The sequence below is a fragment of the Acinetobacter sp. AG1 genome, from assembly GCF_001005525.1.
Lineage (GTDB): Bacteria > Pseudomonadota > Gammaproteobacteria > Pseudomonadales > Moraxellaceae > Acinetobacter > Acinetobacter modestus.
In genome coordinates, this window is record NZ_LBMZ01000065.1 from 1 (window position 1) to 10936 (window position 10936).

Annotated in this window: 14 protein-coding genes; 6 read left to right on the top strand and 8 right to left on the bottom strand. The window is 34.6% G+C overall.

Annotation, left to right across the window (positions count from 1 at the left end):
• Positions 1–37: 37 nt before the first annotated feature.
• Positions 38–223, bottom strand: coding sequence for a sporulation protein Cse60 (locus AAV96_RS01215; RefSeq protein WP_046738005.1), 186 nt, complete (start codon positions 221–223; stop codon positions 38–40).
• A 297-nt stretch (positions 224–520) separates the two neighbouring features.
• Between AAV96_RS01215 and AAV96_RS18205 the strand changes: the two genes are divergently transcribed.
• The 4 genes from AAV96_RS18205 to AAV96_RS01235 all read left to right on the top strand — a co-directional run bounded on the left by AAV96_RS18205 (position 521) and on the right by AAV96_RS01235 (position 2267).
• Positions 521–682: a hypothetical protein gene (locus tag AAV96_RS18205; RefSeq protein ID WP_171249101.1), complete on the top strand. Its 162-nt coding sequence runs from the start codon at positions 521–523 to the stop codon at positions 680–682.
• A gap of 384 nt (positions 683–1066) precedes the next feature.
• Positions 1067–1288 carry a hypothetical protein gene (locus AAV96_RS01225; protein ID WP_227505814.1) on the top strand — a complete coding sequence of 74 codons (222 nt, stop codon included), beginning with the start codon at positions 1067–1069 and terminating at the stop codon, positions 1286–1288.
• A gap of 265 nt (positions 1289–1553) precedes the next feature.
• Positions 1554–1958, top strand: a complete 405-nt coding sequence (locus AAV96_RS01230; protein WP_046738008.1) for a hypothetical protein — start codon at positions 1554–1556, stop codon at positions 1956–1958.
• A gap of 81 nt (positions 1959–2039) precedes the next feature.
• Entirely contained in the window at positions 2040–2267 is a 228-nt protein-coding gene (locus tag AAV96_RS01235) for a hypothetical protein (protein ID WP_046738009.1), read from the top strand.
• Between the two features lie 73 nt (positions 2268–2340).
• Here AAV96_RS01235 and AAV96_RS01240 read toward each other — a convergent pair whose 3' ends face one another.
• The 4 genes from AAV96_RS01240 to AAV96_RS01255 all read right to left on the bottom strand — a co-directional run bounded on the left by AAV96_RS01240 (position 2341) and on the right by AAV96_RS01255 (position 4447).
• On the bottom strand, positions 2341–3018 hold the full coding sequence (locus AAV96_RS01240; protein WP_046738010.1) for a DUF421 domain-containing protein: 678 nt from the start codon (positions 3016–3018) through the stop codon (positions 2341–2343).
• Between the two features lie 101 nt (positions 3019–3119).
• Positions 3120–3425 carry a hypothetical protein gene (locus tag AAV96_RS01245; RefSeq protein ID WP_264822108.1) on the bottom strand — a complete coding sequence of 102 codons (306 nt, stop codon included), beginning with the start codon at positions 3423–3425 and terminating at the stop codon, positions 3120–3122.
• A 106-nt stretch (positions 3426–3531) separates the two neighbouring features.
• The gene (locus AAV96_RS01250; protein ID WP_046738012.1) at positions 3532–3729 is read right to left on the bottom strand and encodes a hypothetical protein; all 198 of its coding nucleotides are present in this window, start codon (positions 3727–3729) and stop codon (positions 3532–3534) included.
• A 241-nt stretch (positions 3730–3970) separates the two neighbouring features.
• On the bottom strand, positions 3971–4447 hold the full coding sequence (locus AAV96_RS01255) for a CinA family protein (protein WP_046738013.1): 477 nt from the start codon (positions 4445–4447) through the stop codon (positions 3971–3973).
• Between the two features lie 230 nt (positions 4448–4677).
• On the opposite strand from AAV96_RS01255, the gene AAV96_RS01260 reads away from it, so the two are divergent.
• Both AAV96_RS01260 and katE read left to right on the top strand, forming a co-directional pair.
• Positions 4678–6087: an iron-containing redox enzyme family protein gene (locus AAV96_RS01260; protein ID WP_046738018.1), complete on the top strand. Its 1410-nt coding sequence runs from the start codon at positions 4678–4680 to the stop codon at positions 6085–6087.
• 63 nt (positions 6088–6150) lie between these two features.
• Positions 6151–8286: a catalase HPII gene (katE, locus tag AAV96_RS01265; RefSeq protein WP_046738014.1), complete on the top strand. Its 2136-nt coding sequence runs from the start codon at positions 6151–6153 to the stop codon at positions 8284–8286.
• A 47-nt stretch (positions 8287–8333) separates the two neighbouring features.
• Here katE and AAV96_RS01270 read toward each other — a convergent pair whose 3' ends face one another.
• From AAV96_RS01270 to AAV96_RS01280, 3 genes are all read right to left on the bottom strand, one after another.
• Positions 8334–9302 carry a N5-glutamine methyltransferase family protein gene (locus AAV96_RS01270; protein ID WP_046738015.1) on the bottom strand — a complete coding sequence of 323 codons (969 nt, stop codon included), beginning with the start codon at positions 9300–9302 and terminating at the stop codon, positions 8334–8336.
• A 54-nt stretch (positions 9303–9356) separates the two neighbouring features.
• The gene (locus tag AAV96_RS01275) at positions 9357–10235 is read right to left on the bottom strand and encodes an SDR family oxidoreductase (RefSeq protein ID WP_046738016.1); all 879 of its coding nucleotides are present in this window, start codon (positions 10233–10235) and stop codon (positions 9357–9359) included.
• A gap of 147 nt (positions 10236–10382) precedes the next feature.
• A complete protein-coding gene (locus tag AAV96_RS01280; protein WP_046738017.1) occupies positions 10383–10811 on the bottom strand; it encodes a hypothetical protein in 429 nt (142 codons plus the stop codon).
• Positions 10812–10936: the final 125 nt, after the last annotated feature.

The following is a 10936-nucleotide window of genomic DNA, read 5'->3' on the forward strand; positions in this document are numbered from 1 at the left end:
TAAGCCTGATATCAGGCTTAATAATTTTGTAAAAGAGTTAGTTATAATCATAAACTATTAGAGCAGTGAATTTGGGTATTACATTTTCATTGGTATAGCTATGGCTGATAAATTTAATGTTAACTTGATGGTTGTATTGCTTTAATTCTGTCCTGAGCCATTCATTGATATTGACTTCTAAGTCTAAAATTGAGCTGGATTCAAAGGCTTTAATTTTAGCCATTTTAATTACTCCTTTATTAGAATTTCTACAAATTTATTTATGGTAAATCTTAAAAAATTTATTTATTTATGTTTTTTGTTTTGATTTTGAAATTTATATATTTTATTGTAAGTTGTTGTAATATGTATTCTAAGTGGTGAAAAAAATATTATTTTTAATGGATAAAATTTTTTGTAATTTTTTTAATTATAATTACATAAGTTTTCACTCTTTAAAAAAAAGTAAAAAAAACAACAGAGAAAATTACATTAAATTTGTTCAGTATAAAGATTACTTAAATATAGTCAGAGGTGCTACATGTTAAAAACAATTGTAACTTTAGGAACCGGAATTGCTTTAGGTTGTTATTATAAGTCTCATAAAGTGAAAAATAAATTATCTGATGAGAAGAAAGATAAGGATTTAAATTTAAGTGAGAAGGATAAACCTAAAAAAATCCTAAGTAAGCTTTTAAAATAAATTTAAAAAAGAGAAGCTTATAATCAAGCTTCTTTTATATATGGCCGAGTTCTGCTAAATATAAAATTGAGTATATATAAGGATGTTAAATATGAATTCTAAAGATAGTCAATGTATTAATTCTAACTCTGATGCTAAATCTTATTGTTTTCTGAATCATAGGATGGATGTAGATGAATGGGAAGTAGATTTAACTAGACATCATAAGTCTTTATCTGAGCGTCGAAAATGCAGATTGATACATGCGAAAAAAAAGAAATGCTTATCGATAATAGATGAATAGATCAGCTTTACAGAATCATCTCAGTAATACAAATAATCAAACTAGAGGTAATGATAATGAAAATTTTATTAATAAAAGTCCTAGCATTATGTTGTGTTTTCATGTTTGTGGGCTGTGAAAAGAATCGAGATCGTGATGACCCCATGGCACAAGGTCATACAACTACGCCTCATTCTATGCAAAGTGAGCCTGTAAATCCGAATAATGATATGCATGATGATATGCAACATACTTCAGCTCCTATAATCATTGAAGAAAATAGTTCATCAGGTGTTCAGACAGGAAATATTACTAAGAACTCAGGTCAAGCTAGAGAGTCCTAACCTTAAGAAACGAATTGGAGAGCATGACTAAGGCATCAATATTCTGCTTTAGTCATTTTTAATGTTGATCCTTTTATTAGTAATGCATAATGCTATTTTGTGTGATTTGAAACACATAAATATTCATTAATGCAATTTAATTAAAATTTTTTGTGGTTTTTATGTATATGAAACATAATTTCTATTTCACAATTTAAAACAATATTAACAATAGTTTACTGTGAATACTGCATCATTCCTAAATACAATATAAAGGAATAATGTCATGTATCAATATTTAAAAATAGCAGAACAAATTTATGAAAAAGTTCAATCAAAGTATGGATTTACTGGTGAACATGTTGAAGATCTTAATAATTTAATGGTTGAGTTAAAGAAGGTTGCTAAAGATTCAAACTTTAAATTGCTATATAATTATATTAACTTTGAAGACTTATTAATGAACTCTAAGGATTTATCCATTAATTTAGATGTTAGTATTTTGCCTAAAAGTAAAAATAAAGGTGAATACATCTTATGGTTATCTGGTTTTGTAGAAAAGCTTATTATTTATAATAAAGACTTAGAGTTAAAACTAAAAAATAAGGTAGTTATGCCGAACTATCATTATGATGAGCGAGGAAATATTGTAAGTAAGTCTAAAACTACTCTTGAAGAAACTATTTTATAGATGTGATGCAAGTAAATTATTTTTAATACAAAAAGAAGCTTTCATATTTTGGCACGATAATTTTGAATAGGAGTTTTTAAGATGTCGAAACAATATATGTTAAAAGAAGTCGATGCAAGTAGTGAGGCGGGTGACAAGATTATTGTGGAGCAAATTTATGAGAAGATGCCCACAATCGATGTAAATATCAATGATTTTTCTTGGTCGCCTTTATTTAAAGTTGTGATTACGGATAAAGTGATCGAACTTAATGATGACCTAACTTTTACTCATCCACGTACCGGAAAAATTTTTCGTCTTATCAGCTAAAATATATTATTTTACAGTCACTTAAAAACTAATCGCCAAGTTCATAAGTGACTGTAATAAGCATAAGAAAGTATTAGTTAATATGCAATGTATTTGAAGATTCTGCCCAATCTTTTCCTTTGCATCGCGGGCATTCATTCTCAAGATGTTTTAAGTGCTGAGTCCTCCCACAATACATACAAGAATAAAAAAGCGTCGGGTTTAAATAATCTGTTTTTTTATAATGATGTGGAAATAGAGGCAAACCCCATTTTGTTTCTTCATTTGCGTAGAACAAAATACTTAAGCAGCCGTCAGTTTCAAGTAACGCGACTTTTACTTGTCCAAGATGCTCAACACTTTGCTGACGCATTTCAGCAAAAAACTCATCATGCGAATATTTTTCTTTTCTCATATCCTGAATAACCATTAAACCATTTTCGACAATACAAAGTGGTTTTCCTTCCAGAAGCGTTTCTACTTTTTTGCTTTTCATCATGGCCCAAGTTACAAGCCGATATAAAATAATAATGGTACACATCACCACAAAAGCTTGGGCGATGGGCGCATCATCTATAAACATCGGATCACCAGCCGCACTACCTAAGCTAAGAATAATGGCGACTTCAAATATCGAAAGTTGCCTGATGCCGCGTTTTCCTGAAAGTTTCAAGAAAATCAGGATGAGTAGAAACATGACACAGCAACGAATGATGATTTCTGCGACCAATTCCCAAGTCGTATCGTGAATGAAAACACCGATGAGATCCATTTTTATTTACTCTTTCTTATAGTTTGTAAGTGATTATATTCTATGCAATAAAAATGAGCTTATGTTTTAAATAAGCTCATTTTTGTATAGGAAGGGGAAAGTTAGACTTTATCCCACGCATCTTTGATGGCTTGCTTGGCCTGTTCCCATTTTAATCTTGATTCAGCTTTTAGCTCTTCCCAAGATTCTTTGAGATTACCTTCCACATCTTCGAAGTGAGTGTTGCGGTCGTGCTCAGAACGTGCGCGACTACCTAGCTCATATGCTTTGGAAAAATCCCGATCATAATCCAGATCTGGTGTATCCAGTGAAGCTTCTTGATAATAAGGGCGAGTTACATAACTTTCACGCCAATGATCATTTGGATCAATACTTACACGTGAAGCTTGATTATTTTGATCAGTAATATTCTGATTTTTCATTATCGTTCTCCAGTAAATTCAAACTTATATAAAATTTAGGAGAATATTAATTTATTCTCCTAAATATTTACGGATCTAAAATAATCAAATCTTATTTCTGTTGATTATTTTGGTTTGATCCTTGTTGGTTAGAATTTTTTTGATTCGAACCTTGTTGTTGACGGTTGTCATTTTGCTGCTGTTGCTGCTGACGGTTGTCATTGTTTTGGTTCTGCTGTTTTTGCTGGTTTTGTTGTTGCTGCTGTTGATTATTGCGTTCTTGATTGCTTTGGTTATTTGTATTACTCATGATCGTACACCTCATTTGGTTTTTGATAATATCTGAGTAAATCAGATGATTTAATTAAAACATATTTTTATTTTAATCATAGGGTGAGGCTGTTTCACTATATTTAAATGTAATGCAGTTTTTTTATGGAAATAATGATTTTTTAACAAGTTAAGTATTTGTGTTTGTTTTTGAAGAGAACAGTCTTAATATAAGTTTATACTAAAGTAACAAACTGCAACAAAGAATAAGTTCATTTGTTTTAGATATCTTTTTTATTGATAATCTTAACAATATCACGGCATATATCCTTGAGTAGATTTTTTAGCTTTTCTTCGGGTCTACCTTTATATATCTTTTTGAATATATAGGCTTTATTTTTATAATCTATACAATAAAAGAATGTTCCGACAGGTTTCTGCTTGCTTTCAGAACCTCCTTTCTTGAGCAATCCTGTACATGAAATATAAATATCTGATTTAAATATTTTCTTTCCCTTTTTAATCATCTCTTCTGTGACCTGAATGGATTCAGCACTATATTTCTTAATTACCTTGGGGGAAATTTTTAACACTTTTTCTTTAACTTTTAAGTCATAACAAACCAGACTTCCTATAAGAATATCTCCAGAAAATGGACTTAAGGAAAACTGATAAGATAAATAACCTGCAGAAGCACTTTCAAGAAAGAAAACAGAAATTTTTTTTTTAGCCAGTAATTTGCATGATTTTTTAAACATAGCTTTTCCTCACCAAACTTATTACTTAAATTATTAATTATTTTTTAATCTATTTTCTTATTAAATAATTCAAAATATTGAAATGTAAAAATATGATTTTTCTATTCTGTTGATATAAAACGCTTTTGATTTTTATTTGTTTCAATTTTAACCTATTTTAACAAAATGTTGGTAGGAATTAATGATGAGCAACGTAAGGTAAATTTATATTTTCGATTCGGAGAATGGAAATGTCTGTTGTCGTAAAAAAAAGATTACTTGATTTGTTGCAGGACGATCATAAAAATTATTATGAGTTAGTTTCTTTTTTCCTTGATGGGGATATATCTAACTTTGAAAAAGAGAAAAAAGCAGTTAATTTCTTAGCACAAGAATTTGATACAATGAAGCCGATTAAGACTTGTTTGCCCAATGAGATTGAGGAAATCCCTAATTGGTATAACAATGAAAATCGAAAAGTATGTCTCAGCTATCAAGACTATTTAAGCCTGCGCCAAGCAGGGAGCGAGCGAGAATATTTTAAAAATATTGGACAAGCATTTGAATTTTTATTAAAAGTTGCCCCTGTAAAAAAAGTAGACGGTTCTTGGCTGTATAGTCTTGTAAATTATTGGAATGATCCGGTTTTTCATGACCTCATTTTAATCTATCTAGAAGAGCTCGGTCTGGGGCAGGCGAAGTCCAACCATGTCTGTATCTATGATGACTTATTGCGTGTATTGGGTCTGGATGATTTTGAACTTTTCCTAGACGACGAGTATTACCATCACTCAGCAGTCCAACTGGCTTTAGCTTATGCACCACCAGAGTTTATTCCTGAAATTATTGGTTTTAATCTCGGCTATGAGCAGCTTCCTTTACATCTTTTAATTACTAACTATGAACTTAAAGAACTGGGAATCGAAGCCAAATATTTCAATTTGCATATTACTATTGATAATTTGGACAATGGTCATGCGCATAAGTCTTTAAAAGCTTTTGAAAATGTTTATAAAAAATATAAAGATAAAGAAGCTTTTATGGCGAAGGTAAAACGTGGCTATGCCTTAAATCAGCAGGGTATGTCCTCACTACAAATTATTAAAGACCTGAATCTTGAAAATTTTGTTCATAAAATCTTAAAACGCAAAGCCTTAATTGGGCAACTGGTTCATAACGAAAAACAATTTATTGGATGCAAATCCATTAATCAGTGGCTAGCCAATCCACAACAGATTGGGAGTTTTATCAATCAACTGGTCGAAAAGCGCTGGATTAGATTTAATTGTGATCCTGAAAAGAGCCCATTCTGGCGCATGATTAGCCATGAAGATGGGAAGATGTATGGTGTGTTTACACCCGCAGAAAGACAGATTATTCATGACTGGATTGCTGGCGATCAATACTCAACCGATGTCTTGCCTTATAAGAATAGCCTAAGTAAAGAACAACCTTTACATGATTATTTATTCAGTTACATCTCTGATGGCGAACTAGAACACTTACAAACCAGAGTTAGCCAGACAGACAATTTTGCACTTAAGCTTTGTAAATTGACGCCTTTTCTTGCCCCCGAATCTCATCACAAAAGCATAGGCCTATGGAGTACTCAGAAGTATGCCGAATTGTTATTTCCTTATTTAACTGCTTCACCGCGTTAAGGCAGGAAAACCACAACACCATTTAATCATTATATTTAGCCAACAATAAAACAGGGTAGCCCAATGAATGACGATCTTAAAGATAACAATACTAAAAGTGCTTTAGCTGGGAATACACCAGACAAAAGTAATCAGACTGAAAAGACCAGACAGCTTGATCAGGTAAGAAGTGATGCCACCGACGAAGCATTAACGACCAATCAAGGGGTGAAAATTGCAGATAACCAGAACAGCTTAAAAGCAGGAGTACGAGGCTCAACTTTACTCGAAGATTTTATTTTGCGTGAGAAAATTACGCACTTTGACCATGAGCGTATTCCAGAACGGATTGTGCATGCGCGTGGTGTCGGTGCACATGGTTATTTTCAGGCTTATGAAGACAATGAGCGGTTTACTAAAGCGGGTTTCCTGACTGATCCAAGCATACAAACACCTATTTTTGTGCGTTTTTCGACAGTTCAAGGGCCACGTGGTTCGGCGGATACAGTACGTGATATCCGTGGTTTTGCCATTAAGTTCTATACTCAAGAAGGCAATTTTGATCTGGTCGGCAATAATGCTCCCGTATTCTTCGTTCAGGATGGGATTAAATTTCCAGATTTCGTACATGCGGTAAAACCTGAACCACATAGAGAAATTCCGACTGGTGCGACTGCGCATGATACTTTCTGGGATTTTGTTTCACTGGTGCCTGAGTCCGCACATGCGGTGATGTGGGCGATGTCCGATCGTGCGATTCCACGTAATTTGCGCTCGATTCAAGGCTTTGGTGTGCATACTTTCCGTTTTGTAGATGCGCATGAAAAAGCTCGTTTTGTGAAATTTCACTGGACACCGAAACAGGGTTTAAGTGCGCTGGTTTGGGATGAGGCGCAGAAGCTGGCAGGTAAAGATCCTGATTTTCATCGTCGTGACCTGTATGAAGCCATTGAGCAGGGCTTGTATCCTGAGTGGGAACTGGGTGTGCAGATTGTTGAAGAAGAAGATGAAATGAGCTTTGATTTTGATCTGCTTGATCCGACCAAAATTATTCCTGAAGAATTGGTTCCAATTACGCCAATTGGCAAGTTTGTGTTGAATCGTAATGTTGATAATTTCTTTGCAGAGACTGAGCAAATTGCATTCTGCCCAGGGCATATCGTACCAGGGCTAGATTTTACTAATGATCCACTCTTACAGGCTCGTTTATTTTCCTATACCGATACTCAGTTAAGTCGTTTGGGTGGCCCCAATTTCCATCAGATTCCCATCAATAAGCCTGTATGTCCATTCCACAATAATCAGCGTGATGGCATTCATCAGCATCAAATCCATAAAGGTCAGGCTTCATATCAGCCGAATTCGATTGATAATAACTGGCCAATTGAGATTCCTGCTGCTGCGCAAAATGGTAGCTTTGAAAGTTATCAGGAGCGCATTGACGGACATAAAATTCGTCAGCGTAGTGAATCTTTCTCGGATCATTTTTCACAAGCGCGTTTGTATTATCAAAGCTTGGCACCGCATGAGCAAAAACATGTTGTCGATGCCTATACTTTTGAATTAAGTAAGGTACAGCGACCACATATCCGTGAGCGTGAAGTTCAGGAAGTGCTGGCCAATATTGATACCGATCTTGCGAAACAAGTTGGACAAAATCTTGGAATCGAGGTGTCAGACTTAAAAGAAAACTTTAAGCAGTCCAGCATTGAAAAATCTGAAAAACTTTCTATGCAGGCGTTTATTCCTGATGATATTCAGGGACGTAAAATTGCCGTACTGATTCATGACAAAGTTAATGCGGAGACATTACGTATCATCATTAACTGGTCGATTCAGGAAAATGCCATTGTGCATTTATTAACGCCAATGTTGGCACCAGTAAAAGGGTCACGCGATGAAGTGATTTCCTCGGATGGCATGCAGAAAGCGGAGCCTTCTATTATCTATGATGCGGTGGTGATTGCAGATGGCGATAATTTAGATGCTGTTTTGGCGGATGGTGTGACCAAGCATTATTTACTTGAAGCCTATAAGCATTTAAAACCAATTGTATTCTTGGGTGATAAAGCTGAATTACTGGATCAACTTGATTTAGTGCCAGATGAAGGTACGTTATTGCAAGATGATTTCCGTCATGTGGCCGAAAAGCTGAAACAATTACTCCGTCATCATCGTGTTTGGGTGAGGGAAGCCGTGGCAGAAGCCATACCTGCCTAATGCTAAAAAAGCTCCGTCATGGAGCTTTTTTTTAGATTTAAAAAAAATCAGGCAGCAGAGAGCTTGATTAAAACTACAGCAATTCTTTCAATATGTTGATAGGCTGATTGTTCAAGTTCTTCCCCAAACACATCAGGGTCAATTTCTTCATAACTGTAGTTAAAGTCTGGATAATCTTGTATCCAGCTATCGACTGCTTCTAAAAACTTATTGCCGTCCTGACTGATCGCTATGCCAGTATATAAAAATAACGAACCTTGAGGCGTCAGTCTTTTGATTCCTTCGGTGAGAATATTAAAGGATAAATCAGTGCCATCCCGCACATTACCACCGTGCCGATATTGACGTTCATGCAGATCCATCAGGTAAGGAGGATTTGCAAAGATCAAGTCAAAATGTCCCTCCAGATTGGAAAAAAGATTACTCTGTGTGGGGAAAATATTACTCAACCCTGTAAAATCTTTATTCACCTGACTATAAAACAGTGCTTTAGGATTAATATCCGCAGTAAAAATTTCAGTAGCCTCAGGAATAAACTTGGCAATCGTAATGGCGACAGGCGAGGCACCACAACAGAGTTCCACACTACGCTGTATATCATGTGTCTGGTTGAGTAAGTATTGTTTAAGATGATAATAAAAACGATAAGTATCTGGCCCAAAGAACACTGCATCGGTTTCAAGCGTTGGAAAAGCAGAATGGATAAATAACTTTTCGTCCAGAGATGCCACTCTAACTGTACTCAACCATTGCTGATCTTCAAGACGGATCAGGTCGGCATTTTTTAAGATCAGAAAAAGTTGTTGATCCAGAGCTTCAGGATAAAAGGGCAGATTCCAGCCAAAAATATCCTTTAAGCTCCTCGCTGTATTGAATAAGTGTTTCTTACGCTTCAAAATCCGTTCATGACTAAGCGGTGTAATGACGGTAAAATGATAATGCTGTTCTTCTAAAAAATGGAGTAAATAGTGCAAAGCCCTTTGCTGTATACATTCCATAGTAAAATGCTGATTCATTTTTTAGCCTCTTATTGTTATTAAAAAGCCTCCCATAGGAGGTTTTATACTGGCTTAGCCATTGATAATTTCACCGCCGTTCACATGTATGACCTGTCCTGTAATATAACTGGCATCATCGGAAGCCAAGAATAAGTATGCAGGTGCAACTTCACTCGGTTGGCCCATTCGTCCCATAGGCGTATCCTGACCAAATTTCTCTACTGTTTCTGCATCAAAACTACTTGGAATCAATGGAGTCCAGATCGGGCCAGGAGCAACACCATTCACACGGATGCCTTTTTTCTGCTGCATGAGATTAGTCGATAAACTGCGGGTAAATGTTGTAATAGCACCTTTGGTACTGGCATAGTCTATTAATTCATCGTGTCCGTGATAACTGGTAATACTGGTGGTATTAATAATACTGTCTCCTTCTTTTAAATGAGGCAGTACCGCTTTAGTTAAATAAAACATCGAGAAAATATTGGTTTTAAAGGTTCTCTCTAATTGTTCATTACTAATATTGATTAAATCTTTTTGCTGAAACTGAACGCCAGCATTGTTAACCAAGATATTTATTTTACCTAAAGCCTTTAAAGTCTCCTCAACACACTTTTCCGAGACTTTAGGATCAGTTATATCTTCTTTGAACAGTAAACATTGTCGACCTTCTTGCTCAACCAATTGTTTGGTTTTTTCAGCATCTTTTTGTTCTTCAAGATAAATAATTGTGATATCTGCACCTTCACGAGCAAATAATACGGCAATAGAACGGCCTATACCGCTATCACCACCACTAATCAGTGCAACTTTATTTTTGAGTTTATTGCTGCCCTGATGCGTCGACTTGATTATTTCAGGTTCTGGATGCATCACTTGTTGCTTTCCAGGTTGGTGTGGCTGTTCTTGGGCAGGCGCAGAAGTTGGATATTGATTCGGATTATTGCTCATCTCTAAAGTCCTTTGATTTGATTATTTTTTATCATCTTTTAAAAAGATGTTATTTTCGGTAAGGACTATGTTTTGATTAGTTGGAATTGTATTTACTCCGTAAAAGGTAGTAAGACAATATAAATTTTCTCAATTCCAAAATGAACGCTAGACGAGAGATAATATCTTAATATGATTGCTGGCTATAATATCTTCGACAAGTGTCCTGTTTTCAATATTTTGAGTCCAGTCTTCAATTGGTGTCTCATCTGCTAGGTTCAGTATTGCTCTAATTATTTTCTGGGCTGTTTCTAATTTTCTGCCATTGAACAAAGTTCGCTGATTTTTTTGAGTATTCAAATATTTTTGTTTAATTCTACAAATTTCAATATTTTTCATATTGTTAGTAATATATAGAATGCGCTGAAATGGTAATGTAATGTCTTTTTTCTCTACCTTATACAACCAGTCTGAATCATAGGTTAGCCATTCATTATTATTTATATCTAGATGAGCCAGCAAAATTTCAGGGCTAAGTAGAGAAATAAAGATTGGCTTTAGTTCTAAATTTGAACTTACTTCCGTTTTTTTATTCATTTCAAATTTCCTAAATTATTTATTTGATCGTATTTTACTGTCTTAAACTCACTTGTTTCTTTAAATGTGTATTTTGTATTTTTTTATGTCAATTTTAATCATTTCGATTAAGGTTGTAAAAGAAT

Coding starts and splice junctions, on each gene's coding strand:
- AAV96_RS01215 (WP_046738005.1), bottom strand. CDS start 223: ATGGCTAAAATTAAAGCCTTTGAATCCAGCTCAATTTTAGACTTAGAA.
- AAV96_RS18205 (WP_171249101.1), top strand. CDS start 521: ATGTTAAAAACAATTGTAACTTTAGGAACCGGAATTGCTTTAGGTTGT.
- AAV96_RS01225 (WP_227505814.1), top strand. CDS start 1,067: ATGTTTGTGGGCTGTGAAAAGAATCGAGATCGTGATGACCCCATGGCA.
- AAV96_RS01230 (WP_046738008.1), top strand. CDS start 1,554: ATGTATCAATATTTAAAAATAGCAGAACAAATTTATGAAAAAGTTCAA.
- AAV96_RS01235 (WP_046738009.1), top strand. CDS start 2,040: ATGTCGAAACAATATATGTTAAAAGAAGTCGATGCAAGTAGTGAGGCG.
- AAV96_RS01240 (WP_046738010.1), bottom strand. CDS start 3,018: ATGGATCTCATCGGTGTTTTCATTCACGATACGACTTGGGAATTGGTC.
- AAV96_RS01250 (WP_046738012.1), bottom strand. CDS start 3,729: ATGAGTAATACAAATAACCAAAGCAATCAAGAACGCAATAATCAACAG.
- AAV96_RS01255 (WP_046738013.1), bottom strand. CDS start 4,447: ATGTTTAAAAAATCATGCAAATTACTGGCTAAAAAAAAAATTTCTGTT.
- AAV96_RS01260 (WP_046738018.1), top strand. CDS start 4,678: ATGTCTGTTGTCGTAAAAAAAAGATTACTTGATTTGTTGCAGGACGAT.
- katE (WP_046738014.1), top strand. CDS start 6,151: ATGAATGACGATCTTAAAGATAACAATACTAAAAGTGCTTTAGCTGGG.
- AAV96_RS01270 (WP_046738015.1), bottom strand. CDS start 9,302: ATGAATCAGCATTTTACTATGGAATGTATACAGCAAAGGGCTTTGCAC.
- AAV96_RS01275 (WP_046738016.1), bottom strand. CDS start 10,235: ATGAGCAATAATCCGAATCAATATCCAACTTCTGCGCCTGCCCAAGAA.
- AAV96_RS01280 (WP_046738017.1), bottom strand. CDS start 10,811: ATGAATAAAAAAACGGAAGTAAGTTCAAATTTAGAACTAAAGCCAATC.